The following is a 25,467-nucleotide window of genomic DNA, read 5'->3' as shown; positions in this document are numbered from 1 at the left end:
GTGACGGTGTCGTCATCGCGCTTTTTTGTTTTTAGGTGTGCTTTATCGAGGCATTTTGATAGGTATTAAGGCACAAACTTGATAGGCACGCTGTCTTTACTTGCTTCGTGCTCAGATACTCTTGTTTGGTATTGCTGCCAAAGCTCATCATGGTTAGCTTGCAGCTCACTTAAATAGTGCCAGCTGAATAAACCGCTATTATGATTATCGCTAAACACCAGTCGAATCGCATAATGACCAACCGGCTCAATCTTGTTAATTCCTACTTGTTGCTTACCAAGTACGAGTTTCATTGGTTCATTGCCATGACCTTGTACTTCAGCAGAAGGTGAGTGAACACGCAAAAATTCAGCACTAAATTGAGCAATAGTCTGATCATCAAAATGAACATCTAATACTTTGCTAACGCTGTGATAATGCACTTTAGTGACTTCTTTCATGTCAGCCTCGAATCTACGATTTATAAACTAAAAAGCCTCCAACTGGAGGCTTTTAATTATAACGCTAATTTGTTGATTAAAGAATGAAGCGACTTAAGTCTTCATCTTCAACAAGTGCACCTAAATGCTGCTCAACGTAATTAGCATCAATTGTTAGTGTTGAACCTGCTTTTTCTGAAGCATCAAATGAAATTTCTTCCATTAGTTTTTCCATCACTGTGTGCAAGCGACGGGCACCGATGTTTTCGGTTTTCTCATTTACTTGCCAAGCCGCTTTCGCGATACGTTCAATGGCATCATCAGTAAACTCAACGTCAACTTGCTCTGTTTTTAACAGCTCACGTTGTTGCTCAGTTAATGAAGCATGAGGCTCAGTTAAGATACGTTTAAAGTCATCAGCACTTAGTGCTTCAAGCTCAACGCGAATTGGTAAACGACCTTGTAGCTCTGGGATCATGTCTGATGGTTTAGCCATTTGGAATGCACCAGATGCGATAAACAACATGTGGTCAGTTTTAACCATACCGTGCTTAGTGCTTACTGTTGAACCTTCGATCAATGGTAGTAAGTCGCGTTGTACACCTTCACGGCTAACATCTGGGCCAGATGCTTCACCACGTTTACAGATTTTATCGATCTCATCGATAAACACGATACCGTTTTGCTCTACTGCGAAGATAGCTTGCTCTTTTAACTCTTCAGGGTTAACAAGTTTTGCTGCTTCTTCTTCAACTAATAGCTTAAATGCTTCTTTGATTTTTAGCTTACGCTTGCTGCGCTTATCGCCACCCATGTTTTGGAACATGCTCTGAAGCTGGTTGGTCATTTCTTCCATACCAGGAGGAGCCATGATCTCAACATTAGGTTGAGCTTGTGCAACATCGATATCAATTTCTTTATCGTCTAACTGACCTTCACGTAATTTTTTACGGAAAGATTGACGAGTAGAAGAGTTCTCTTCTGTTTTTGACTCACCAAAGGTATCGCGTGCTGGTGGTAAAAGAGCATCTAAAATACGCTCTTCTGCCGCTTCTTCAGCGCGATGTTTGAATTTTTTGGTTTGCTGTTCACGCGTCATTTTAATTGAGATATCAACTAAATCGCGGATGATCGTTTCAACTTCTTTACCAACATAGCCCACTTCGGTGAACTTTGTTGCTTCAACTTTAATAAAAGGCGCATTAGCAAGTTTAGCTAGGCGGCGAGCAATTTCAGTTTTACCCACACCAGTAGGGCCAATCATTAAAATGTTTTTAGGCGTTACTTCTGCGCGTAAATCATCGCTCAGTTGCATACGGCGCCAGCGGTTACGTAGCGCGATTGAAACTGCTTTTTTAGCTTTAGCTTGGCCAATAATATGTTGATCAAGCTCGTGAACGATTTCTCTTGGCGTCATCTCAGACATGGCAGTTCCTATTACAATTCTTCAATAGTTTGGAAATTATTCGTGAATACGCAGATATTGCCTGCAATCGTTAGGCTCTTCTCTACAATGTCACGTGCACTTAGGTCGGTGTTTTCTAGTAGCGCTGTGGCTGCTGATTGTGCGAAGTTACCACCACTGCCAATCGCAATTAGGTCGTTTTCTGGCTGCACAACATCACCGTTACCTGTGATAATTAATGAAGCAGTTTCGTCTGCGACTGCTAATAGTGCTTCGAGCTTTCTAAGTGCGCGATCACTACGCCAATCTTTGGCCATTTCAACGGCAGCCTTGGTTAAGTTGCCTTGGTGCATTTCTAATTTGCTTTCAAATCGTTCGAAAAGGGTGAAGGCATCAGCAGTACCGCCAGCGAAACCAGCGATTACTTTGCCATTATAAAGACGTCGAACTTTGCGGGCGTTGCCCTTCATTACGGTGTTACCAAGTGAAACTTGGCCGTCGCCACCAATAACGACCTTGTCGTCGCGGCGTACACTTACAATAGTGGTCATGATTATTCCTCATCATCGAGCGGCAAGGCCGCTCGTAAAAAGCGATTGATGAGGTGTTTATATGGGTGAATGAACTAAAATCAAGTCCAAAGCCAAATTCCGCAGCCCATTATTTTGATGCGTTTAAGTTTATTCTTGTCACTTTCGGCTAAACGTTTGGTTTCGTATGGGCCTAAGCGCACTTTATACCAAATACCATTGCTGCCTTGTGTTTTCTTCACTTCGGCCACTAAGCCGGCAAAAGCAATTTTAGCTTTTAATGTTTGTGCTTGCTCTAATGTTCTAAAAGAGCCGCATTGCATTACATATGGGCCTTTTTGTTCAATCTCTTTTACTTCAACCTGAACTTCGTGCTCTTTAATTTCTTTGATAAATTCAGGTGTCTTAGGTGGTGGAATAACTACTTCTTCTTTTTTAGTCGGGTTTGCTTGCTGCTCTACTAACTCAGGATCAGCATTATGTTTGATATACCATAGGCCGTAACCAAACCCGCCTACTAAGATAAGCGCAATTAAAACAAGAATAATAGGGAAAGGCTTTTTCGCCGGGGCTTGTTTTTTATTATTTCGATTTGCTGGTTTTTTATTTATGTAATCGTGCTGTGCCATGACTCTTAATTGGCCTTTAAATCATATCTATAGGATCAACATCTAAGCTCCAACGCACCTTTTGCGCTAATTTACTGGTACTTATATAGTCGACCATTTGCGCTAAATATTGGTGTAAGTGGGAGCGTTCCTGCGCCTGAATATGTAACTGAAAGCGATATTTACCTGCTACACGTTCTAGTGGTGCGGGTATCGGACCGAGCAATTGTATACCAGATACGTTCTGTACAGGAACCAAATCAGTTAAAAAATCCATCACTTGATTTATGTTATGTCCTTCGGCACGCACCATAGCCATATTTGTGATTGGTGGAAGTTGCGCGTCTTCTCGTTCTGTCAGTGCGTAACGGGCAAAATCTTGGTAACCATTATTAACTAAGTCTTGCAGTAGCGGGTGCTCAGGAAAGTGAGTTTGTAATAATACTTGCCCAGGTTCACCACTGCGACCTGCACGGCCTGCCACTTGCGTAACAAGTTGCGCTAAATGTTCAGTGGCGCGAAAGTCACACGAATATAATCCACTGTCGACATCTAGGATTAAAACAAGGCTAACATCGGCAAAGTGGTGGCCTTTTGCCAACATTTGCGTGCCAACTAAGATGCGCGCACCGCCTTGGTTAATATCATCAAGGGCTTTTTCTAAGCTGCCTTTACGACGAGTTGAATCTCGGTCGATACGACTAATCGGAATATCAGGGAAGGTTTGTGTTAAAAACTCTTCGATTTGTTCAGTGCCTTTGCCATTTGGAAAAATCTGCGTGCTGCCGCAATCAGGGCATTGATGAGGCACCTGATGTTGCTCACCACAGTGGTGACAGATCATCTGGCCAATGGCTTTATGAAAGGTTGCACTGGTGCTGCAACGTGAGCACTCACTTAGCCAACCGCACTCATGGCATATAAGGGTAGGCGAAAAACCACGACGGTTTAAAAACACCATCACTTGCTTACCACGTTCTAAATGCTGGCGCATATAGGCAAGGCTGGCATGGGCAATCCCTGCTTGCTCAGGCTGACCTTTCATGTCCATTAATTGGAACTGGTTATCAGTACTGGTTTGGGCCCGTTCAGTGAGGCTCAACAGCTGATATTTGTTATTAATTGCTTTATGTAAGGTCTCAAGTGCTGGTGTGGCACTGCCTAGAACGAGCGGAATATTATGTTGGTATGCTCTATAAGCGGCTAGGTCTCTAGCATGATAGCGTAGTGTATCTTGTTGCTTAAACGAGCTGTCGTGCTCTTCATCAACGATGATCATGCCAAGTGATAAAAAAGGTAAGAAAATACTTGAACGTGTGCCGATCACTATGGCGCAGCTGCCTTTTTCACAAAAACGCCAAGTTTGTAAGCGTTCGTTATCTGTCAATGCTGAGTGCCATAGCATAATTGGGGTATCGGGAAAGCGACGACGAAAGCGGTTGACAGTTTGGGGTGTTAAGCCAATTTCAGGCACTAATACTAAGGCTTGCTGACCTTTTTGCAGTACTTCTTCTAGGCATTGCAAATACACTTCGGTTTTACCACTTCCGGTAACTCCTTCAAGCAAAAAGCTTGTAAAGCCACGAGCTTGGTTAATGCTGGTGCAGGCAACAGCTTGCTCTTTATTAAGCACCGGCTTGCTACCGACAGTCGGCGCGCGTTGCTGCCATTGGTTATCATGCTCAATAAACTGGGTGATCAGTTCTTTATCAAGCAGACTGTCGATGGTTTTTTTTGTAAATCCGAGCGCTTTTAATTCTGTGACCGATGACTTGCCCGACTCGGCTAGCTGTTTTAATAAACTTAACTGAGTTTTTGCTTTTAAGGACGGCAGTTTTGCACCTTTATCGGTCAGCTCAACCATATTAATACTGGTTTTATCTGGGCATTCGCCTTGCCTTAATGCAGCCGGAAGTGCCGTATGAATGGTCTCGCCCAATGGGTAACAGTAGTAGCGTGCTGTGAATTTTAGTAATGCTAAATGTTGCTCAGATAACACTGGCGTGTCGTCTATAACATCAATAATCGGCTTGATTTTGTCAGCGGGAACATCGGTTGATGTTTTAAGAGCCAGTACCACGGCAACCTTTTTTTGACTACCAAATGGCACGCGAACCCGCATACCTGGCTTTAACTCAGGGCTATGCAGCAGCTGTTCAACTTTATAATCGAAGGTACGCTGTAAAGGGACTTTTATGGCAACTTCTACAAAGTACATAACAACTCAACTGAAACAAAGATAGAAAGATAATGTACTAAAATTGCAGTTAAAAACCTACCAACAAATACTGAACAACAGACCACTTGGTTATTTTTTTAGCGAAAGATGTATTTAAAGCTTGTCGTAAGGCTTCTTGAGCTATAAAATACGCGGCCTATTAATTGTATTAACTGCGTATGGTGCCAGACTTCGGGTTTGGAGAGCGATACGGCCTTAACTAGAGGTTCCCTATGAAAGAAGGTATTCACCCTAAGTACGAAGCTATCACTGCAACTTGTTCATGTGGTAACAAATTCGAAACTAGCTCAACTCTTTGTAAAGACATCCACTTAGATGTATGTTCTGAGTGTCACCCGTTTTACACTGGTAAGCAAAAGATTTTAGACACTGGCGGCCGTGTTGATCGTTTCAACAAGCGCTTCGGTGCACTTAGCAGCAAGAAGTAATCTCTGCTGTTTAGTTAAAAAAAGCACCTTAGGGTGCTTTTTTTATGCCTAAAATTCACAAAACTCATTATTAACGCTGCCACTTACTTATCATCTTCACTTATGTATCTTGCATAACTATTTCTGGCTGTTATGCCCATTATGTCGCTATTTTTGCAGACAAAGTGCCACCCCTTGGCTATATTCTTTGTTGTATAAACTTTCATAAAAGTTATTAAAAATAATAAATTTAAATAACTTTGTTAGTAAATGCTGTGAACTTCGTTGAAATAGCTGTTTTGGGCTAATTTCGGCTAATTGCAGTGTACGTGCGTATAAAATACAACAACACGTGCTTAAAAGGTCATAAATAGATGAATTTTTATGTCTGATTAATCGCAACTATGCGCAGAAATTGTTGGGAAATCCTTTAAAATTAAGCGATATAGCATATAACAGGATAGACCTGATAATACTTGGAATTTTTATACATTACAGGTATCGTACTGATGCAAGCTCTCTCACTTTTTAACTTTTTGCAGGATACTATCGCGTTATGTCAGATTTTCGTGAACAAGCATTACATTACCACGCTCACCCCGTTCCAGGTAAAATTAGTGTTGAACTAACCAAGCCAGCCGAAACGGTTAACGATCTCGCTTTAGCTTATAGCCCAGGTGTGGCTGAACCAGTCCGTGAAATTGCTGCTGATCCAGCAAACGCCTATAAATACACAGGCAAAGGCAACATGGTTGCAGTTATTTCAAACGGTACCGCAATTTTAGGTTTAGGTAACTTAGGTCCGCTTGCATCAAAACCTGTAATGGAAGGTAAAGCCTTACTATTCAAACGTTTTGCTGGCCTTGACTCAATTGATATTGAAGTTAAACACCGCACAACAGAAGATTTCATTAATACGGTTGCTAACATCGCTGATACGTTTGGTGGTATCAACCTAGAAGATATTAAAGCGCCTGAGTGTTTTGAAATCGAAAAAGCGCTTATCGAGCGCTGTGATATTCCCGTTTTCCACGATGACCAACATGGTACCGCTATTGTTACAGCTGCTGGTATGCTTAACGCCCTTGAAGTGCAAGGCAAAGATATCGAAGATGCTATCATCGTATGCTTAGGTGCTGGTGCTGCTGCTGTTGCTTGTATGGAGCTTTTAATTAAGTGTGGTGCACTGCGTGAACACATTTATATGCTTGACCGTAAAGGTGTGATCCATACACGTCGTGATGACTTAAACGAGTATAAGCAATTATTTGCTAACAACACCGATAAGCGTACATTACAAGATGTTATTGCTGATGCTGATGTATTCGTTGGTGTATCAGGTCCCAATCTGTTAACTGCAGATGATCTTAAGCTGATGGCAGACAAGCCAGTTGTGTTTGCATGTTCAAACCCAGATCCTGAGATTGCTCCAGAAGTTGCACATAGCGCGCGTAACGATTTAATTATGGCAACGGGTCGTTCAGATTTCCCTAACCAAGTAAATAACGTGCTTTGTTTCCCATTCATTTTCCGTGGCGCGTTAGATGTTCGTGCAACGGCAATTAATGATGAAATGAAAATTGCTGCAGTTCATGCTATTCGTGGCATCGCGAAAGAGCCTGTACCAAGTGAAGTATTAAAAGCGGCTGGCGTTGAGTCACTTGAGTTTGGTGCCGAGTACATCATTCCTAAGCCTATGGATCCGCGTTTATTACCACGTATTGCACGTGCTGTTGCTGAAGCGGCTGTAGAGTCGGGTGTGGCGCAAATCGATATGCCAGAAGATTACATGCGTTAAACTTAATTAGCCTTAGGTATAACGCTCAATAAAAAACTCAGCCTAGGCTGAGTTTTTTTATATCTGCGATTATCGGCGGTGATCCGATGGCCGAAATACTTATTCTGAATCAAGCACTGGGATATCTAATCCCATTTCTTGCATAATTCTTTTAACTTCTTCAGGTACCTTTTCAGGGTTGTCTTTACGTAGGTCGTCATCATTTGGTAATGGTTGACCTGTAAAAGCATGTAAGAAAGCTTCACACAATAACTCACTGTTCGTCGCATGACGCAGGTTATTGATCTGGCGGCGTGTACGCTCGTCAGTTAATACTTTTAATACGTTAAGTGGGATTGATACGGTAATCTTTTTTACTTGTTCTGATTTTTTACCGTGTTCTGCATATGGGTGAATGTATTCACCGTTCCATTTAGCCATAAGTTGTTTCGTTGCCTCGGTTGTCAGTGATTTACGCCTTATTCACAGCGCAAGATGCGGAAATTCTATCTCTTTAAAAAAGATAGTCAAATACTAGTTATTTAGCCATCTAGTGGTGTAAATGTATAAACTTCTATGTGTAAGCGATAAATGCTTTGACTTCTCATATTTGATCATCTAACCTTTTAGACGTCTAAACATCCAATTAAAGAATAGGTGATGAAATGAGCGAAAAAAATAAAGCGACGATTGCTGTTCGTCACGGCATAGAAGCCGATAAACATCATGGTGCGGTTGTGCCTCCTTTATACTTATCAACCACCTATTCGTTTGCTGATTTTGATACTAAGCGCCAGTATGACTATGGTCGCAGCGGTAATCCAAATCGCGATATCTTAGCTGAAACCTTAGCTGAACTTGAAGGTGGTGCTAAAGGTATTATCACTGCAACAGGTATGTCTGCTGTGCATTTAGCCACTCAGCTATTAAACAGTGACGACACGTTAGTGATCCCACATGACTGTTATGGCGGTAGTTATCGTTTATTCACCTCGCTTGAAAAGCGTGGCCTGTTAAAACTAAAAGTTTTGGATTTAACTAAATCTGAAAATCTCCAAGAAATTTTAGCGATTAAACCTAAGTTGATTTGGATTGAAACGCCAAGTAACCCAATCTTGCGTTTAACAGATATTAAAGCAATCACTAGTATTGCTAAGCAGTGTGGTGCTTTGGTTGCGGCTGATAACACCTTCTTATCACCTGCATTACAAAACCCAATTGAGTTTGGTGTTGATATTGTTGTGCACTCAACCACTAAATACATCAATGGTCACTCTGATGTAGTGGGCGGTGCAGTGATTGCTGCAACGCAAGAGCTAGGCGACGAGCTTGCTTGGTGGGCGAATAATATCGGTATTACTGGTGCACCATTTGACAGCTACTTAACGCTTCGTGGTTTACGTACTTTAAATGTACGCCTAAAGCAGCACCAAGAAAATGCCTTTGCCATTGCTGAGTATTTAGAAAGCTCTCCTTATGTGAGCCAAGTTTATTACCCTGGCCTTGCTTCTCACCCACAACATGAGCTTGCTAAAGCACAGCAACGCGGTTTTGGTGGCATGGTGAGCTTTGATATTAAAGGCGACATCAACGATGCTGCTGCGTTTTTAACAAGCCTTAAAGACTTTAGCCTTGCTGAGTCGTTAGGTGGGGTAGAAAGTTTGATTTGTCACCCTGCAACAATGACCCACGCAGGCATGGAGCCTAAAGCGCGTCTTGAAGCTGGTGTGGGCGATACCTTGATCCGTATTTCTGTAGGCATTGAAGACGTAAAAGATCTCATTGCTGATTTAGACCGTGTTTTCAATTTAGTTAAGCCAGGTCAAGGACTGCAAGTTACAAAAGCTGAAGCTAAGCAAGCACAGCAAGATACACAACAAAACGCGTCATTTAAGTTAACGCCAGCACATACGGCATTGTGGTAGAAAAATGGTAAATATTGTTCATAAATTTGGTGGCTCAAGCTTAAGCTCGGCAGATCGTTATCATGCGGTAGCGAACATCGTTCTTGCTAATACTGAGCAGGGCGATTGCGTCGTTGTGTCGGCATCGGGTAAAACAACCGATACCCTGGTAAAGCTTTGGCAAAGTTACCAGCAGCAAGATAGCCAAGCTGTTAGCGATATTCTATTGCTTATTGATAACAATCAACGTGCGCTTATTGAGCAGCTACTTATAGGGCAGAATAAACAACAGGCGTTGGCACAGTTAAAAGATGAACTTGCTGTATTAAATGAATTAATTAGTCAGCAGCAGTTACTTGAAGCCCCTTTACTTGCTCATGGTGAAGTGTGGTCGGCGCGGTTATTGGCTGCTTATCTAAATCAGTTAGGTGTCGATTCGCAAGATGTTGATGCAAGACAGCTATTTACTCTAAATGGTGGCCAGCTTTTACATCAAAAAAACCAACAGCAATGCAGTGATGCGATTAGCAGAACACATATCAACGTAGTAACGGGTTTTATAGCTGCAGATTGCCAAGGTAATACGGTGACATTAGGCCGTAATGGCAGTGATTACAGTGCCACTTTGTTAGCGAGTTATACTTTTGCCAAGCAAGTGTCTATCTGGACAGATACACAAGGGGTATTTAGTACTGACCCTCGTAAAGTTAAAAATGCGGTTAAGTACGCCAAAGTATGCCGCGAGCAAGCTAACTTATTAGCGCGTTTAGGTAACCCAGTATTGCATGCAAAAACCTTGTCGCCGTTAAAAGACTCAGAAATTAAATTAGTGGTAAGAAGTAGCTTTGATTGTGATGCAACGCCAACCGAGGTAGTAAAAGAAGGTTATAGTAAAGCAAAACGTTTTATTACGACCTTAGATAACATCGATTTATTACGGGTTGATAAACTAAGCAGTGGTGAAGTCGGTGAGCTTAGTCAGTTAATTCAACACAGCCTGCATCACTTTACTAAAGAGGGCGATACTTACTTATTAGTGCCAGGTCAAAGCACTCACCAAGTTGTCAGCCACTTAGCGGGCCGTGCAAATATTGTCGAGTCAAATTTAAGTGGTTGTGCAGTAGTTGCCCCAACAGCTGATGTATCTGCGCTAACAGAGCAAGCCACAGCGCTTTTAAAAGAGCAAAGTATTCATCCTCGTTTTGTACAACAAGACGATAACTATGTGTTGATCTTAAACGATCAGGCAATTGATAGTGATGTTTTAACTCTTCTACATGACAAGCTGGTAAACAAAGGTCAAGAGTTGGCCATTATCGTTGCTGGACTTGGTAATGTAGGCGAAGTGTTCTTATCGCAACTACAAGCTCAGTTTGCGCGTTTATCTGCTCAGTACAAAGTAAAAGTAGTTGCTCTTTTACGCTCTAAACAAATGCTTTTTAGTGCCAGTGGTTTAAATACCGAAACATGGCAAGAGCAGTGGCATAATGAAGCGCAAAGCTACGACAAAGCTGAATTATTAGCACGTATCAATGAACTAGATTATGAGCACAAAGTGGTGATTGATATCACTGCCAGTGAGGCGTTCAGTCAGTTATACCCTGACTTTGTTGAACTTAACTGTCACTTGATCAGTGCAAACAAATACGCGGGCACTGCAGAAAATAGCTGGTATCAAAACCTACGCACTAATTTGGCTGAGCGAAATCTGTTATGGCGTTATAACACCAGTGTGGGTGCAGGTTTACCGATTAACTTTGCTTTAGCTGATTTGCAAAATAGCGGAGACAGCATTAACCGCATTGAAGGGGTATTCTCGGGTACTTTATCTTGGTTATGTAGCAGTTATGATGGCAGTGTGCCGTTTTCAGATTTAGTGCTTCAAGCTCAGCAAATGGGCTATACAGAGCCAGATCCTCGTGAAGATTTATCTGGCCGTGATATGCAGCGCAAACTGCTAATTTTAGCGCGTGACTTAGGCCTTGATTTAGAGCTTGATGATATTGCTTTAACACCTCTGATGCCTGAACAGCTTGCATCAGGAAGCTGGCAAGATTTCCTTGCAAACAAACAGCTACTTGATGAATTCATGACAGAAAAAGCAGCCCAAGCTGCGGTGGAAGATAAAGTGGTGCGCTACACCGGTGCTATAACACTCGTAGATGGTAAGGTTCAGGCTCAAGTTGGTTTAGTCAATGTTGGCAAAGATGATGTACTAGCAAGCCTTAAACCGGGCGATAACATCTTTGTGATCAATTCACAGTGGTATACAGATAATGCATTGGTGATCCAAGGCCCAGGAGCGGGTAAAGAAGTCACTGCCGCTGGGGTGCACTCAGACCTATATTGGCTGGTAAATAACCTAAAGTAATTTTGCTGATCTTAGTTTAAATAGCTAAGCAAAAAGCGCCCCAAGGGCGCTTTTTTATGTCTTATAGCAACTTAGTTATTTAGAACAACTCTTCCTCTGTGCTGAGCTTTTCTTCAAATACGTCTGTTGGTTGATCGAGTACGTACTTAGTTGGTGCAGTGCCTTTAATGAAGTATTCAAAACGACTGGTGTAATCATTTTTGTGACTCAATAGACCTGTTGCTAAGTCGATTCGAACCGATACTAAACCTTCAGGAAGCTCAATAGGTGCTTCTGGCATACCATCAAGGGCTGCACGCATAAAGTCGACCCATGCAGGTTGCGCGGTTTTAGCGCCGGATTCTGCACCTGATATTTGCGATTTATCGAGGTTACTATTGTAAGTCGAGCGGCCTAGCGCTTTTCCAGGGTTATCAAAACCAACCCAGACCGAAGTCATTACATTGCGATTAAAGCCGCTAAACCAAGTATCTACCGAATCATTAGTGGTACCTGTTTTACCAGCTAAATCACGACGATCAAGTGCTTGTGCACGCCAGCCTGTGCCACTCCAGCCTGTTTTATGGGTCCAACTACCGCCCCCCCAAATTGCACTGTGCATAGCTTGCGAAATTAAAAATGCATTTTGCTTAGAAATGATACGAGGCGCACAGCGAGGTGTTTTCGTTATCTCCGCTTCAGTAAAACTCTGTTGATTCTGGTTAAGAGATGCAAACTCAGGGGTTACAGTTTGCTTAGGCGCATCACAAGCAAGTTCAGGCTCTGTTTTAAATAAAACAGTACCCGCCGAATCCTGAATCTCAGAGATAAAGTAAGGGGTTATCAAATGACCGCCATTGGCGAATGTACTCATACCGCGGGCTAGTTCAAGTGGAGTGATTGAAGCGCTACCGAGTGCGAGTGATTCACTGCGGTTAATATCGTTATTCAAAAAGCCAAACTTAAGCAAATGATCGGCTGTACGCTCAAGGCCAACACCTCGTAATAGGCGCACCGAGATTACGTTCTTCGATTGTGCGAGTGCTCTGCGAATACGTATAGGACCATTATAAACCGCTGGGCTGTTCTTAGGGCGCCATGCCACACCTTGGCTTTTATCCCATTGATTAATTGGCGCATCATTCAAAATAGAAGCAAGCGTATAGCCATTCTCAAGTGCCGCTGAATAAATAAATGGCTTAATGTTTGAGCCTACTTGGCGTTTTGCTTGAACTGCGCGATTGTATTGGCTTTGTTCAAAGCTATAACCACCGACAATCGCTTTAATACGACCATCTTGCGGATCAAGTGAAACAAGTGCGCTCGATGCTTCTGGTACTTGGCTAAGGATATAGCTTTCATCTGCATTTTTACGCAGCCAAATTTGCGCTCCCGCTGATAAAATTTCGGTAGCTGTTTTTGGTGCAAAGCTTTGACGGTATCGCGTAATATATTTACGCGCCCATTTTAGACCATCCCACTCAACAGTGACTTGTTCACCGCTTTTTAATAGCACATCAATTGATTGTTCAGCGACGTTGGTGACAACACCTGCTAATAGCGGACCAAATTCTTTGACATCTTTTAATTTAGATAAGATCTCTTCTTGGCTAAGAGGGCTTTCATTTTCGCTGTCCCATAACTGAGCCGCAGCACCACGGAAGCCATGACGCATATCGTAAGCGTGTAGGTTATCAACAATCGCATCTTGAGCAGCCTGTTGAATGTTAGAGTCAACGCTGGTGTAAACTTTAAAACCAGTATTATAGGCGCGCTCGTGACCATAACGAGCTACCATTTCAGCACGAACCATCTCTGAAATATACGGGGCATAGACTTCAATTTCTGCGCCGTGAAATTTTGCAGTAATAGGTGCGTTAATAGCCTCTTCATATTCGCTTCGAGTGATGTACTTTTCGGTGTACATACGACCTAATACGACATTTCGACGAGCCTTTGCGCGAACTGGGTTACGAATAGGGTTAAGTGCAGAAGGTGCTTTAGGTAGGCCTGCAATCATCGCCATTTGCGCTAAAGTTAACTCGTTTAAATCTTTGCCATAGTAAACTTGCGCAGCTGCACCAATACCAAAGGCGCGATTACCCAATTCGATTTTGTTTAAGTATAATTCGAGAATTTCGTCCTTAGTTAAAATACTTTCAATGTGAAGAGCTATGAAGATCTCTTTAACTTTACGGATATATGCTTTTTCTCGGGTTAAGAAGAAGTTACGGGCAAGCTGCATGGTTATCGTACTTGCGCCTTGTTTCTTTTCACCGGTAGATATGAGTACAATGGCTGAGCGAACTATACCAATTGGATCAATGCCAATATGTTCATAAAAGCGATTATCTTCTGTTGCTAATATTGCATCGATTAATGGTTGGGGTATTTGATCTATTGTTACTGGAATGCGGCGTTTTTCACCAAATTGATTGATCAATAAGCCATCTCGTGAGAAAACTTGCATAGGTGTCTGTAACTGAACGTCTTTTAAAACCTGAACGCTAGGAATGTCGGGTTTAACGTAATAGTATAGACCAACTAAAGTGATTAGTCCTAAGAATGAGCAGATGATAATAAATTGTAAAGTTCGCTTTAATAAAATCACTTATATTTTCCCTAAATGGACTCCCAATTAGAATCGGAGACTGCTAGTATATATTGATTAAAAAATGAATAATATTTTTTCAGATAAAAATTATAACTTGTTTATTATTAAAACAAAGGCCAAGTTGCAAACATGCTAAGTCAGCTATTTAAAAAGCCTTCATCTATGATGGTAGGGATCGACATCGGATCACACTGTATAAAGGCAGTGTTATTGCAGGAGACAGACGCTGGTTTGCGGCTTGAAGCACTAGCTATTGAACCTATGCCTAAAGGCGCTATGTCTGAACGTTCTATTCAAGACATAGAAGCAATAGGTAATGTTATCGCGAAATTAAAAAGAAAAATACCTAAATCCGTACAACGCGCTGCTGTTGCAGTGTCTGGGCAAACCGTGATCACAAAAGTAATTTTTATGGATGTATCATTAACTGATGCTGAACTTGAGTCACAAATTGCTATTGAAGCAGACAGCTTAATTCCTTACCCCCTCGACGAAGTTAATATCGATTTTGAAAAACTGGCTATCAACGAAGCGGATCCAAGTAAAGTTAATGTACTTCTTTCGGCAGCGCGAACTGAAAGTGTGCAAGCTCGTGTAGGTGCTCTTGAAACAGCTAACTTAAAAGCGGCAGTGGTCGATGTAGAAAGTTATGCCCTCAGCCGAGCAATGGATGTTTACTATCAACAGTTGCCAAGCGATGCTTACAATAAGTGTGTCGCTGTGGTTGATATTGGTGCTGTTCTGATGTTGGTTAGTGTGGTGCAAGAGGGTGAAACAATTTATACCCGTGACCAAGTATTTGGCGGCGATCAATACACTAATAGTATCGTTGCTTATTATAATAAAAGCTTTGATGAAGCTGAAATAGGTAAAACAACAGGGGATTTACCACCAAATTATACTTTTGAGGTGTTAGCGCCATTCCAAACATCACTATTGCAGCAAGTAAGACGCGCAGTACAAATGTTCTTAACAACCAGTGGTAAAGAGCAAGTTGACTATATTGTTCTAACGGGTGGCACAGCTATGATTGATGGCCTTGACAGGCTTTTAATTGAAGAACTGGGAATCCATACGGTGGTTGCTGAGCCATTTGCAAACATTGAAATCTCCGCAAAAGTGGATCGGAATATGCTGCAGCGTCACCGAACTCAGTTTGCAATAGCCACAGGACTGGCATTAAGGAGCTTTTCATCATGCCACATATAAATTTACTGCCCTGGCGAGAACAGCAAAGAAAAGACTCACAGAATAAATTTATAACTGTGCTTTTTTCTGTTGTTGTTGTCAGCTTTATCAGTATGTATCTATTGAGCTCTTTTTACAGCGGCCTTCGTCAAGGCCAAGATGCAAAGAATAACTTTTTAAATACTGAGATCGCTCTTTTGAATCAACGTATTAGGGAAATTAATGAGCTTGATAAAAAGAAAGAAAACTTACAGCAACGAATGCGTTTAATTGAAGAGCTGCAAAGTAGTCGTAACTTAGGTACACAAATCATGGATGAAGTTGCGAAAATAGTCCCTGCAGGTGTCTATTTGACTAAGTTGGAGCGCCGTGGTGACCAAATTCATGTAACAGGTCGTAGCGAATCGAATAACCGCTTATCGACCATGCTACGTCAAGTTCAAAGTTCTTATTTACTAGAGCGCCCAGTAATGCAAGGCATTGTTGCAGGTGAGCAGACATCAAGGCTATTAAGTGACTTTAATATGGATTTTTATGTTAAACCGTTTGATCAGATAGGTGAGGCGCGTAATGAACCTTGATATCAAATCGTTAACTGAAATAGATTGGAATGAAATAGAGCTCGAAAACATGGGTGATTGGCCCATTGCTGTAAAAGCGTTATGTTGTGCTTTTGTAGCTGCAATCGTGTTGTATTTTAGTTATAGCCTATTGGTGTCTGATGAGATTGCCAGCTATCACAGCGCCGTAGCAAAAGAAACTGAGTTGCGTAACACTTACAAGCAAAAATATGCTTTAGCGAGCAACTTAGAACTGTATCGCCAACAAATGGTAGAAATGGAAGAGAAATTTTCTCAACTATTGAAGCGCTTACCTACCTCGAATGAAACACCTGGGTTGCTTGATGATTTATCTTATGTTGGAACGACAAGTGGTTTAACCTTCTTAAAAATTGGTTGGTTACCTGAAATTGAAAAAGAATTTTATACAGAGCTACCGATAAAAATTGAGGTGGTGGGTACTTACCATGAATTCGGTGAATTCGTTGGCAAAGTAGCACAGTTACCGCGTATTGTTAGTTTGCATGATTTTACAATTCAAACTTTAGGTAATGGCGAGCTTACTTTTAGTGTTGTAGCCAAAACATATCGTTACGAGGGGGGCACTAAAAAATGAAGAAGCTTTCCTTAGTTATATTAATGAGCTTTGCGTTAGCCGCTTGTAATGATGATACTGCTGAGCAAAAAGAGTTTATCGATCAGGTAAAAGCTAGCACAACGCCGAAAGTTGAACCGATCCCACAGATAGCGCAATTTGAATATTTTGAATACAGTGCAAGTAGACTTCGCAGCCCATTTGTTGCTCCGAAGCCTGAGATTATTCAAAATAACCTTGTGCAGGTGAAGAACTGTCTTCATCCTGATCCAAATCGAGTTCGCCAACCTCTTGAGAAATACCCATTAGATAATTTGCTTATGAAAGGTACCATAGGCCGAGCTGGCAATACTTGGGCACTCATCAAAGCGGCAGATGAAACGCTTTATCGCGTAACCGTAGGTAATTACATTGGTTTGTATCATGGTGAAATAAAAGAAGTGCACGACAATTACATAGAATTATTAGAATTAATCCCTGATGGGGCTGGTTGTTGGAAAGAGCGTCTGACAAAGCTAGAAATGTTAGAGGCGGATACAAATGGTGCAAGTTAATCTTATGAAAGGTAAAAAAAATATGCATAAAGGAATGGCTTGGTTTAAAAACATGCATAAGTTCATGTTAGCTGCACTTGCTTTTTTAATAGCGCAGTCAGCAGTTGCGGCACCTTTACTATATGATGTGCGTTATAACCCATTAATGAAAGGCGAAACACAACTACAGCTTGTGTTTGATGAGGCACTGACATTCGAACCAAAAGTCCAGGTGTATAACTCACCAGCACGCATCGAAATGTTATTCAGTAATGTAGGTGTTGATAATGAAATGCGTGATGTACCTGTGAACCAAGCAGGTATTCAGCATGTAACAAGCACCATGACCGCTGATGGTTTGAAGGTCGTTGTATCGTTAGATAAATTAAAAATCTATAAAACGTTCGCTAAAGATAACATCCTAACGCTGCATGTTTCTGATAACCCAATTAGTGGAGACGAAATAGCGGATCCACTCTCAGCAGCCAATAATTATATAAATACAGTTCAGTCGATAGATTTTCGTCGTGGTGAAAAAGGCGAAGCAAGGCTGTTAGTATTTTTACAAGACACGCAAGCAGCTATAGATGTTCACGAAAGTGGTGGCAAAATTATTGCTGAGTTCCACCATACTGATATTCTCGATGATCTACTTTATCAGCTTGATGTGATGGACTTTGGCACAGTCGTTAGCAATATTGAGACGTTTAAAGAAGGCAATATGACACGTATCGTGGTTGAGCCAAACGCTGCATTTAAATTCACTCATCAGCAAATTGAGAATATTTTTACTTTAACTGTCGAAAAAGATGATACGCAACGCGCTTACCTTGAAGGGGGAATTGAGTATCAAGGACGTCCAATGACGTTAAACTTCCAAGATATTCCCGTGCGTTCAGTACTGCAAATAATCGCAGGTTACAATGAATTTAACTTAGTAACGAGTGATTCTGTTACAGGCAATATTACTTTACGACTAGAAGGAGTCCCTTGGGATCAAGCGCTTGACGTAGTATTGAAAGTGAAAGGCTTAGATAAGCGCATGGATGGCTCTATTTTAATGGTCGCCCCTTCTGAAGAGTTGGCTGCCCGAGAAGCTAAAGAACTTAAAGCTAAGCAGCAAGTTGAAGACTTAGAACCGCTTTATAGCGAATATATTCGCCTTAACTATGCAAAAGCTGAAGAGTTTGCAGACCTATTGAAAACAGACACAAATAGCATTATCTCAGCGCGAGGAAGTGTTTCTGTTGATAAACGAACGAACACTTTGCTGATCAAAGACACTGCAAAAAGTATTGAAAGTGTGCGTCGTATGGTTGAGACCCTAGACATTCCTGTTAAGCAAGTCGTGATTGAATCACGTATGGTGACAGTGAATGATAATGTGCAAGAAGACTTGGGTGTTCGTTGGGGTATTAGTGACGTAGGAAGCGATGGTGCTATTTCTGGCTCTTTAGAAGGCGCTGGCGGCATGTTTGGTGCGGGCTCTTACGATAATATTCCAAGTATTTCTGATCGCTTAAATGTCAATTTACCGGTTTCAAGCCCTGCGGGTAGTATTGGTGTGCAAGTCGCTAAGCTAGCCAATGGCACTATTTTAGATTTAGAGTTAAGTGCGCTTGAAGAAGAAAATCGCGGCGAAATTATCGCAAGCCCACGCATCACGACGGCTAATCAACAAAAAGCACGAATTGAGCAAGGTACAGAAATTCCATACGTTGAAGCTGCATCTAGTGGCGCAACGACAGTAACATTCAAAAAAGCGGTATTGAGCTTAGAAGTAACGCCTCATATTACACCTGACAACAAGGTGATTTTAGACTTAGTAATTACACAAGATACTCGTGGTGATACGGTACAAACGCCAACAGGCTCTGCTGTGGCGATCAATACCCAAGAAATCCAAACCCAAGTATTAGTAGAAAATGGTCAAACAGTGGTGCTTGGTGGTATTTTTCAACAACAAATTGTTAATTCAACTAAGAAAGTACCATTGTTAGGTGATATTCCTTATTTGGGTGTGCTGTTTAAAAGCACGAGTGAATTTAACGAGAAGAAAGAGTTGTTAATCTTCGTAACCCCTAAAATTCAAATTGATTAAGTGATTTTTTCTTAAGCAACGAGCAATTAGCATTTTAATTGCTCGTAATCTGGCTTTTTATGCTAATTGACTTGAAATACCCAAGCAATTACTGAGATAATCCCCTCCTTAATTTTGGGGCCAGGTCGTTAGGCGGGGTTTTATTTCAAATTTTAGAGTTCGTTTGTACTAAAAAGATATGGCTGAGAAACGTAATATATTTCTAGTGGGCCCTATGGGGGCTGGCAAAAGCACAATTGGTCGTCACATTGCTGACCAATTACACCTTGAATTTTTCGATTCAGATCAAGAGATCGAGCGTCGTACTGGAGCAGACATTGCTTGGGTATTCGATCTTGAGGGTGAAGAGGGCTTTCGACTTCGTGAAGAAACTGTAATTTCAGACCTAACTGAGATGCAAGGTATCGTTCTTGCAACAGGTGGTGGTTCTGTGATCAGTAAAGAAGTACGTAACAAGCTTTCTGCTCGTGGTATTGTTGTATACCTTGAGACACCAATCGAAAAGCAAGTTGCACGCACACAGCGCGACAAGCGTCGCCCATTATTGCAAACAGAAGAAGCACCGCGTGATGTACTAGAGCGCTTAGCTGAAGAACGCGAACCGTTATACAAAGAAGTTGCTGATTTTGTTGTCCGCACTGATGAGCAAAGCGCGAAAGTTGTTGCTAATCAAATCATCGAGAAATTAGATTTTTAAAAACCAATAATAAAAAGGAAACTAGCTATGCTTGAATTAACAGTTAATTTGGACGAGCGAAGTTATCCTATTTATATTGGTCAATCTGCTCTTCAAGAGACTGGTCGGCTGCGCGAGCACATCGGCGACTGTCGACCTATCATTATCACCAACGACACCATTGCACCTTTATATCTAGATGATGTAATGACGTCGTTGGCTGATCTTAACCCGTTATCTTTTACCATCCCTGATGGCGAACAATATAAATCACTTGAGTGGTTTGAAAAGATTTCGGCGTTCTTACTTGAACATAACTGTGGCCGCGATACTTGCCTTATTGCCTTAGGTGGCGGTGTGGTGGGTGATCTCACTGGTTTTGTTGCTGCATGTTATCAACGTGGCGTGCCTTTTATTCAAGTGCCAACGACTTTGCTTTCGCAAGTCGATTCATCGGTTGGCGGTAAAACGGCAGTAAACCACCCACTTGGTAAAAACATGATTGGTGCGTTTTACCAACCACAAGCAGTATTTATCGATACGCAATCGCTACATACTTTGCCTGAGCGTGAATTCGCAGCGGGCATGGCTGAAGTGATTAAATATGGCCTTATTTACGACACTGAGTTATTTGCTTACCTTGAGCAAAATATCACTAAACTTAAGTCTCTTGATGAACAAACTTTACAGCATGTGATTTATCGCTGTTGTGAAATCAAAGCCTTGATTGTTGCACAAGATGAAAAAGAAGCCGGTTTACGTGCATTACTAAACTTAGGGCACACCTTTGGCCACGCAATTGAAGCGCAAATGGGCTATGGTAATTGGCTACATGGCGAAGCCGTTGCGGCAGGTATGGTACTGGCAGCACGCCTTGCACATACCCGTGATGACTTAAACGCAGCAGAAGTTGAACGCATTATTAAATTGATTGCTGAGTATGATTTACCTGTCGATATTCCGGCAGAAATGACCAGCGAGCAGTTTTTAACGCACATGCGTAAAGATAAGAAAAATAAAAAAGGCACGATTCGCTTTATTCTACCTACCCAATTTGGTCAATGTGCGCTGGTAAGTGATGTTACTGATCAGCAGGTTTGTGATTTAATAGCGCGCTAATGCAATCGCAAATATTGCCTAGCCGTGCTGCGCTAGTTGATCGAATCGCTCTGCAGTTTGAATATGGGCAAAACCTAATTTGCTTACTCGGTCCTTCTGGCCTTGGTAAAAGCTATTTATTAGAAACCTTCATCACGGATAAATACCTCGACTTTAATAAAGCGTTTGTTCAGTTGTCGGGAAAAATGACCGACCAACAGTTTATGACTGAACTGTTAGAACAAAGCTTTAGCAACCCACTAATTGATCACGCTTTAAGTTTGTCTGAAAACTTCTATCAACTTTATAAACAACAGCCTTGTGGTGATTGTTTATGGGTCATTGATGGAGGGCGTCATTTATCTGAAGAGTTAATTCAGCAATTAGAAGTCCTTGCCAAGCAAAGCCCGAGCACGTTATACATACTGATTGCATCACAATCGGCAGGGCAGTTTAGTCAAGCAGTTGAAATCCACTTAGAGTCGCTAAATTTAAGTGAAAGTAAACAGCTCATGCGTTGGTTTTTCGATAACCTCCCTGTTGAAGAAGACCCAGTTTTTCGCACCTTTTTACAAGAAGCGCATGGTAACCCAGCTTTATTACTTGCTTGGCAGCCTGAACAACAAACTGCAGACATTCGCGCACCAGAAAAAAACTATAAACTGCTTTATTTAATTTTGCTCTTAATCACGACCATGGTGCTGATCATTGGCTTTTTATATAAAGCTGATATGACTGAGTGGTGGAAAGCGCATTACCAGCAGGATACAACGAACTCTGTGGCAACAGCACTGCCTGCAGAAGCAGTAATCAATGCTCGAGTAGAAAGCAAAGAGCTAGTTCTAGAACAAGCTCAAGACGATCTTCAAGCCGAGCAGCAAGTTGCTACTAATGATGAGGACAACACAACTCAGGCAGCTAAGGTGCCAGTTGATAACTCTGCGATAGAAAACCGTGAGAATGAAAGTCATAACAATAACGTGGCTGCGATTGTTGATAGCCTTTTGCCAGCAGAGCGAATAACACAAGAGACTGAGCAACCAACGACAGATGAAGTTATAGCTGCCGTCATCAACGATGCTGAGCAAACCGAGTCTGACATTGAGCCAGAGCTGCCATTAGTAGGAAATGCGTGGTATTTATCTCAACCAGATGACAATTTTGTAATCCAATTACTTGCGGTGACTAAAAAAGAGATTAGCGATAAGTTTATTACTGAAAATGGCTTGCAAGGGCAAGTAAATACTTACCAAAGCTTACGGAGTGGTAAGCCGTGGTGGATTGTAACTTATGGTAGTTACACCACACTGAATGATGCTAAGAAGGGCGTAACAACACTTTCTGATAATGTGCGTAAAAATCAGCCGTTTTATAAAAAAATAAGTAAAATTAAACAAGAAATCGCTTCACTAAATCAGTAAATTAAAGCTGATTAGTGTAAAATCGCGCAACACCGAATTGAAGTTAAGAGCAGATGCAGCAAAAGACCAGAGCCTTCCTTAAATGGGCAGGTGGAAAATACAGCCTAGTTGAAGATATTCGTACCCGCTTGAAGCAAGCGAGTATGGATGCTGACACCTTAGTTGAACCTTTCGTTGGTGCTGGCTCTGTATTCCTTAATACTGATTTTAAGCATTATATTTTAAATGATATAAATGCGGATCTGATCAATCTTTACACTGAGCTTAAGCGCACGCCCGATGAGTTTATTAGCGACGCTAAAAAGTTGTTTGTAGAGCTTAATAACCACCCCGAAGCCTATTACGAATATCGTGTTCAGTTTAATCAAAGCAGTGATGTGTATGAGCGTGCGATTTTATTTTTATACATGAATCGCCATGGCTATAACGGGTTGTGTCGCTATAATCTAAAAGGTATTTTTAATGTTCCTTTTGGTAAATATAAGCGCCCGTATTTCCCTGAAAAAGAAATGCATTTCTTTGCTGAAAAAGCTCAGCAAGCAACCTTTACTTGCTTAGGTTATGACAAGGTATTTAAGCTTATTCCTAATAATGCGGTTGTATATTGCGATCCACCTTATGTGCCTTTGAGTAAAACAGCTTCATTTACTTCTTACGCTAAAGGCGGTTTCAATTTAGATGACCAAGCAAACTTGGCGAATTTAGCTGAGCAAGCCGCATTCGAAAATAACACGCCGGTACTTATTTCTAACCACGATACAGTGTGGACGCGTAAAATCTACAGCCAAGCATCATTAGATGAGATTCAGGTAAAACGCACGATTAGCCCCAAGGGCGGTTCACGCAATAAAGTGAACGAGCTAATGGCTATGTATTTAGCACCAAAGAAACGGTGAAATAAATCGCTGCTACAAATAGACTGAAAAAAATCAGGGCAATGACGATGATAGTACTGAGCGAGTGCTCTTTGAAGTCAGCTTGACGCTTATTTTCTGATTGCACACCAAAAAATGCCGCAAAGACACTTTGTAATGCACTCATGAATTTGTTCATACGATTTAGAACTTAGAACCTAAACCGCTAACTTTCTTTGACTCTTCACTACTTGTTAATAACTCAAGTAAATCAAGATAATGGAACTGAGCACTGCGGCTATCACCCGTTAACCAAGAAAACCATCCTGTTTCTTGTTCTGCTTTCATACATTGAGCAGAAGATGATGATGCGTTAAGCGTGTTGCATGAGCAACCAGACGCCGCTGCTAAAAAGTCGTCTTCATCAGCAGATGAAAAAGATACAAACGCAGCAACCGTAAGTGCGGACGCGATTAAGATCCCTATTTTAAAAGCACGCATGAGAATAACCCTTGTTTGTGTTACTTAAACAAGCATACATAACAATTGCTCAAATAACAAACTTAATTATCGCTGAATTAAATAAAAATTTAATAAAATTAGCTCTTTAAAGTAAATTTAATGTTTATTATTTGTTTCATTTTATTGTGTTGTAGATGGCTTTTTAATAGAGTTATTGCTCAAATTTTGACTAAAATAACACTAATTCAATAGGCTAAAAGGATTAGCTTAAAGCAATCGCCCTTTAACAATCAGCTGCGGTGTTTAAATCAGCAGTCGATTGGGTTACATTATGCGCTCTTCTTGCAGTCGCAAATTTTAATGGAATCTCTCATGTTGGAAACATTACAAAAGTATTTAATTGCCCCTTCTATTTTATCAGCCGACTTTGCCCGTTTAGGTGAAGATGTTGATCGTGTACTAGCAAGTGGAGCAGATGTTGTACATTTTGATGTGATGGATAACCATTATGTGCCAAACCTAACTTTTGGTCCGATGATTTGTAAAGCACTGCGCGATTACGGCATTACAGCCCCGATTGATGTGCACCTTATGGTAAAGCCTGTCGATCGTCTAATTCCCGACTTCGCTGAAGCGGGCGCTTCTATCATCAGCTTTCACCCAGAAGCCAGTGAGCATATTGACCGTACCTTGCAACTCATAAAAGACAGTGGTTGCCAAGCAGGGCTTGTATTTAATCCTGCAACCAGCCTTAGCTACCTTGAGCATGTGCTCGATAAAGTTGATGTGGTGCTATTAATGTCGGTTAACCCTGGTTTTGGCGGCCAAAGCTTTATTCCTCATACCCTCGAAAAGCTTCGCCAAGCGCGTAAAATGATTGATGATTCAGGTCGCAAAATTCGTTTAGAAGTTGATGGTGGCGTTGGTGTTGATAATATTGCTGAAATTGCCGAAGCGGGCGCTGATATGTTTGTTTCAGGCTCGGCGATTTTCAATCAACCAGATTACAAAGCGGTTATCGATGCGATGCGTAACGAGCTTGCAAAGGTTGAGCCATGAAATACGATGCGGCATTTTTCGATTTAGATGGCACCTTAGTCGACAGTGTTTATGATTTATACATTGCGATGAACCTGACCCTAACTGATCTAGCATTTCCGATTGTGACACAAAAGCTAGTTGAAAGCTGGGTAGGTAATGGCATAGAAACGCTTGTAAAGCGTGGTTTGAGTGGCGATATGCAAATCAGTGAGCATTTAGATGAAGCCCTTGCTGAGCGTGCAATTAATTTGTTTTATCAGCACTATGACCAAGTTGTAGGCGATTACAGTGCGCTTTATCAACATGTAGAAACCGGGCTTGCTGCCCTTGCTGGTATTCCTAAAGTGGTAATCACCAATAAGGCGCGCCGTTTTACCGAAAAGTTACTTGATAAACTGTCACTGACTAGTCATTTTCAGTTTATTGTCTGTGGCAATGATATGGCAAAGAAACCATCACCTGAGCCTATACTATTTGCTTGTCAGCAATTAGATGTTAGCCCTGAAAAAGCGGTTATGATTGGCGATTCAAAAAGTGATATTTTGGCAGCAAAAGCTGCAAATGTTGACGTTGTCGCGCTTAGTTATGGCTATAACCAAGGTGAAAACCTTGTTGATTTCAATCCAGAGTACCTCTGCGAGAATTTCTTAGATATAATACCCGTTCTTACCCAAAGGTAAGTGCA

At 41.5% G+C, this 25,467-nt stretch carries 24 protein-coding genes; 15 read left to right on the top strand and 9 right to left on the bottom strand.

Going from position 1 to position 25,467, the window contains the following annotated elements:
• Positions 1-65: 65 nt before the first annotated feature.
• The 5 genes from NO991_RS10180 to priA form a co-directional block, all read right to left on the bottom strand.
• Positions 66-440, bottom strand: a complete 375-nt coding sequence (locus NO991_RS10180; protein ID WP_235374154.1) for a gamma-butyrobetaine hydroxylase-like domain-containing protein — start codon at positions 438-440, stop codon at positions 66-68.
• Between the two features lie 76 nt (positions 441-516).
• Positions 517-1,845 carry an HslU--HslV peptidase ATPase subunit gene (gene hslU, locus NO991_RS10175; RefSeq protein WP_054552817.1) on the bottom strand — a complete coding sequence of 443 codons (1,329 nt, stop codon included), beginning with the start codon at positions 1,843-1,845 and terminating at the stop codon, positions 517-519.
• An 11-nt stretch (positions 1,846-1,856) separates the two neighbouring features.
• Positions 1,857-2,375 (bottom strand): ATP-dependent protease subunit HslV, encoded by a 519-nt coding sequence (gene hslV, locus NO991_RS10170; protein WP_054552816.1) that lies wholly within the window; start codon positions 2,373-2,375, stop codon positions 1,857-1,859.
• Positions 2,376-2,455: 80 nt separating this feature from the next.
• A complete protein-coding gene (locus NO991_RS10165; protein WP_054552815.1) occupies positions 2,456-2,983 on the bottom strand; it encodes an SPOR domain-containing protein in 528 nt (175 codons plus the stop codon).
• A 16-nt stretch (positions 2,984-2,999) separates the two neighbouring features.
• The gene (priA, locus tag NO991_RS10160) at positions 3,000-5,180 is read right to left on the bottom strand and encodes a primosomal protein N' (RefSeq protein WP_300545122.1); all 2,181 of its coding nucleotides are present in this window, start codon (positions 5,178-5,180) and stop codon (positions 3,000-3,002) included.
• Positions 5,181-5,413: 233 nt separating this feature from the next.
• Here priA and rpmE point away from each other — a divergent pair, with 233 nt between their 5' ends.
• Both rpmE and NO991_RS10150 read left to right on the top strand, forming a co-directional pair.
• Positions 5,414-5,629, top strand: a complete 216-nt coding sequence (gene rpmE, locus NO991_RS10155) for a 50S ribosomal protein L31 (protein WP_036973208.1) — start codon at positions 5,414-5,416, stop codon at positions 5,627-5,629.
• A 535-nt stretch (positions 5,630-6,164) separates the two neighbouring features.
• Positions 6,165-7,406, top strand: coding sequence for a malic enzyme-like NAD(P)-binding protein (locus tag NO991_RS10150; protein WP_054552813.1), 1,242 nt, complete (start codon positions 6,165-6,167; stop codon positions 7,404-7,406).
• Positions 7,407-7,505: 99 nt separating this feature from the next.
• Here NO991_RS10150 and metJ read toward each other — a convergent pair whose 3' ends face one another.
• Complete coding sequence (metJ, locus tag NO991_RS10145) at positions 7,506-7,826, bottom strand: met regulon transcriptional regulator MetJ (protein ID WP_036973203.1); 321 nt, start codon at positions 7,824-7,826, stop codon at positions 7,506-7,508.
• A 224-nt stretch (positions 7,827-8,050) separates the two neighbouring features.
• Here metJ and metB point away from each other — a divergent pair, with 224 nt between their 5' ends.
• Both metB and metL read left to right on the top strand, forming a co-directional pair.
• Positions 8,051-9,310 (top strand): cystathionine gamma-synthase, encoded by a 1,260-nt coding sequence (metB, locus tag NO991_RS10140; protein WP_054552812.1) that lies wholly within the window; start codon positions 8,051-8,053, stop codon positions 9,308-9,310.
• Positions 9,311-9,314: 4 nt separating this feature from the next.
• The gene (metL, locus tag NO991_RS10135; protein WP_371351973.1) at positions 9,315-11,660 is read left to right on the top strand and encodes a bifunctional aspartate kinase/homoserine dehydrogenase II; all 2,346 of its coding nucleotides are present in this window, start codon (positions 9,315-9,317) and stop codon (positions 11,658-11,660) included.
• A 79-nt stretch (positions 11,661-11,739) separates the two neighbouring features.
• Here the strand turns inward: metL and NO991_RS10130 are convergent, their stop codons facing one another.
• Positions 11,740-14,250, bottom strand: coding sequence for a penicillin-binding protein 1A (locus NO991_RS10130; protein WP_054552810.1), 2,511 nt, complete (start codon positions 14,248-14,250; stop codon positions 11,740-11,742).
• A 132-nt stretch (positions 14,251-14,382) separates the two neighbouring features.
• Between NO991_RS10130 and NO991_RS10125 the strand changes: the two genes are divergently transcribed.
• The 9 genes from NO991_RS10125 (at position 14,383) to NO991_RS10085 (ending at position 23,321) form a co-directional block, all read left to right on the top strand.
• Positions 14,383-15,462 carry a pilus assembly protein PilM gene (locus NO991_RS10125; RefSeq protein ID WP_054552809.1) on the top strand — a complete coding sequence of 360 codons (1,080 nt, stop codon included), beginning with the start codon at positions 14,383-14,385 and terminating at the stop codon, positions 15,460-15,462.
• A complete protein-coding gene (locus NO991_RS10120; protein WP_054552808.1) occupies positions 15,450-16,022 on the top strand; it encodes a PilN domain-containing protein in 573 nt (190 codons plus the stop codon). The genes NO991_RS10125 and NO991_RS10120 overlap by 13 nt, the downstream gene beginning before the upstream one ends.
• Positions 16,012-16,617 (top strand): type 4a pilus biogenesis protein PilO, encoded by a 606-nt coding sequence (locus tag NO991_RS10115; protein WP_054552807.1) that lies wholly within the window; start codon positions 16,012-16,014, stop codon positions 16,615-16,617. Before NO991_RS10120 ends, NO991_RS10115 begins: the two co-directional genes overlap by 11 nt.
• Positions 16,614-17,150, top strand: a complete 537-nt coding sequence (locus NO991_RS10110; protein ID WP_199530288.1) for a pilus assembly protein PilP — start codon at positions 16,614-16,616, stop codon at positions 17,148-17,150. The genes NO991_RS10115 and NO991_RS10110 overlap by 4 nt, the downstream gene beginning before the upstream one ends.
• Positions 17,151-17,172: 22 nt before the next feature.
• Positions 17,173-19,230, top strand: coding sequence for a type IV pilus secretin PilQ (locus NO991_RS10105; RefSeq protein ID WP_371351972.1), 2,058 nt, complete (start codon positions 17,173-17,175; stop codon positions 19,228-19,230).
• Positions 19,231-19,408: 178 nt separating this feature from the next.
• Complete coding sequence (aroK, locus tag NO991_RS10100) at positions 19,409-19,927, top strand: shikimate kinase AroK (RefSeq protein WP_036973192.1); 519 nt, start codon at positions 19,409-19,411, stop codon at positions 19,925-19,927.
• Positions 19,928-19,954: 27 nt separating this feature from the next.
• A complete protein-coding gene (gene aroB / locus NO991_RS10095; protein ID WP_054552805.1) occupies positions 19,955-21,025 on the top strand; it encodes a 3-dehydroquinate synthase in 1,071 nt (356 codons plus the stop codon).
• Complete coding sequence (locus tag NO991_RS10090) at positions 21,025-22,425, top strand: AAA family ATPase (protein WP_300359817.1); 1,401 nt, start codon at positions 21,025-21,027, stop codon at positions 22,423-22,425. Before aroB ends, NO991_RS10090 begins: the two co-directional genes overlap by 1 nt.
• Before the next feature lie 53 nt (positions 22,426-22,478).
• Positions 22,479-23,321 carry a Dam family site-specific DNA-(adenine-N6)-methyltransferase gene (locus NO991_RS10085; RefSeq protein ID WP_054552803.1) on the top strand — a complete coding sequence of 281 codons (843 nt, stop codon included), beginning with the start codon at positions 22,479-22,481 and terminating at the stop codon, positions 23,319-23,321.
• On the opposite strand, the gene NO991_RS10080 is transcribed toward NO991_RS10085, so the two are convergent.
• Complete coding sequence (locus NO991_RS10080) at positions 23,293-23,478, bottom strand: DUF2970 domain-containing protein (RefSeq protein ID WP_054552802.1); 186 nt, start codon at positions 23,476-23,478, stop codon at positions 23,293-23,295. The two genes, NO991_RS10085 and NO991_RS10080, sit on opposite strands and share 29 nt — an antisense overlap.
• A 5-nt stretch (positions 23,479-23,483) precedes the next feature.
• Positions 23,484-23,780, bottom strand: coding sequence for a hypothetical protein (locus tag NO991_RS10075; RefSeq protein WP_054552801.1), 297 nt, complete (start codon positions 23,778-23,780; stop codon positions 23,484-23,486).
• Positions 23,781-24,113: 333 nt separating this feature from the next.
• Between NO991_RS10075 and rpe the strand changes: the two genes are divergently transcribed.
• Entirely contained in the window at positions 24,114-24,800 is a 687-nt protein-coding gene (rpe, locus tag NO991_RS10070; protein ID WP_054552800.1) for a ribulose-phosphate 3-epimerase, read from the top strand.
• A complete protein-coding gene (locus NO991_RS10065) occupies positions 24,797-25,462 on the top strand; it encodes a phosphoglycolate phosphatase (protein ID WP_300359823.1) in 666 nt (221 codons plus the stop codon). Before rpe ends, NO991_RS10065 begins: the two co-directional genes overlap by 4 nt.
• Positions 25,463-25,467: the final 5 nt, after the last annotated feature.

The sequence above is a fragment of the Pseudoalteromonas sp. DY56-GL22 genome, from assembly GCF_041414715.1.
Classification (GTDB): Bacteria; Pseudomonadota; Gammaproteobacteria; order Enterobacterales; family Alteromonadaceae; genus Pseudoalteromonas; species Pseudoalteromonas simplex.
This window is presented reverse-complemented; position numbering and strand designations above follow the sequence as displayed.

Coding starts and splice junctions, on each gene's coding strand:
- NO991_RS10085 (WP_054552803.1), top strand. CDS start 22,479: ATGCAGCAAAAGACCAGAGCCTTCCTTAAATGGGCAGGTGGAAAATAC.
- aroK (WP_036973192.1), top strand. CDS start 19,409: ATGGCTGAGAAACGTAATATATTTCTAGTGGGCCCTATGGGGGCTGGC.
- NO991_RS10080 (WP_054552802.1), bottom strand. CDS start 23,478: ATGAACAAATTCATGAGTGCATTACAAAGTGTCTTTGCGGCATTTTTT.
- rpmE (WP_036973208.1), top strand. CDS start 5,414: ATGAAAGAAGGTATTCACCCTAAGTACGAAGCTATCACTGCAACTTGT.
- metL (WP_371351973.1), top strand. CDS start 9,315: ATGGTAAATATTGTTCATAAATTTGGTGGCTCAAGCTTAAGCTCGGCA.
- NO991_RS10075 (WP_054552801.1), bottom strand. CDS start 23,780: ATGCGTGCTTTTAAAATAGGGATCTTAATCGCGTCCGCACTTACGGTT.
- NO991_RS10105 (WP_371351972.1), top strand. CDS start 17,173: ATGCATAAAGGAATGGCTTGGTTTAAAAACATGCATAAGTTCATGTTA.
- NO991_RS10110 (WP_199530288.1), top strand. CDS start 16,614: ATGAAGAAGCTTTCCTTAGTTATATTAATGAGCTTTGCGTTAGCCGCT.
- NO991_RS10090 (WP_300359817.1), top strand. CDS start 21,025: ATGCAATCGCAAATATTGCCTAGCCGTGCTGCGCTAGTTGATCGAATC.
- rpe (WP_054552800.1), top strand. CDS start 24,114: ATGTTGGAAACATTACAAAAGTATTTAATTGCCCCTTCTATTTTATCA.
- hslU (WP_054552817.1), bottom strand. CDS start 1,845: ATGTCTGAGATGACGCCAAGAGAAATCGTTCACGAGCTTGATCAACAT.
- NO991_RS10150 (WP_054552813.1), top strand. CDS start 6,165: ATGTCAGATTTTCGTGAACAAGCATTACATTACCACGCTCACCCCGTT.
- hslV (WP_054552816.1), bottom strand. CDS start 2,375: ATGACCACTATTGTAAGTGTACGCCGCGACGACAAGGTCGTTATTGGT.
- priA (WP_300545122.1), bottom strand. CDS start 5,180: ATGTACTTTGTAGAAGTTGCCATAAAAGTCCCTTTACAGCGTACCTTC.
- NO991_RS10120 (WP_054552808.1), top strand. CDS start 15,450: ATGCCACATATAAATTTACTGCCCTGGCGAGAACAGCAAAGAAAAGAC.
- NO991_RS10115 (WP_054552807.1), top strand. CDS start 16,012: ATGAACCTTGATATCAAATCGTTAACTGAAATAGATTGGAATGAAATA.
- NO991_RS10165 (WP_054552815.1), bottom strand. CDS start 2,983: ATGGCACAGCACGATTACATAAATAAAAAACCAGCAAATCGAAATAAT.
- aroB (WP_054552805.1), top strand. CDS start 19,955: ATGCTTGAATTAACAGTTAATTTGGACGAGCGAAGTTATCCTATTTAT.
- NO991_RS10125 (WP_054552809.1), top strand. CDS start 14,383: ATGCTAAGTCAGCTATTTAAAAAGCCTTCATCTATGATGGTAGGGATC.
- metB (WP_054552812.1), top strand. CDS start 8,051: ATGAGCGAAAAAAATAAAGCGACGATTGCTGTTCGTCACGGCATAGAA.
- metJ (WP_036973203.1), bottom strand. CDS start 7,826: ATGGCTAAATGGAACGGTGAATACATTCACCCATATGCAGAACACGGT.
- NO991_RS10180 (WP_235374154.1), bottom strand. CDS start 440: ATGAAAGAAGTCACTAAAGTGCATTATCACAGCGTTAGCAAAGTATTA.
- NO991_RS10065 (WP_300359823.1), top strand. CDS start 24,797: ATGAAATACGATGCGGCATTTTTCGATTTAGATGGCACCTTAGTCGAC.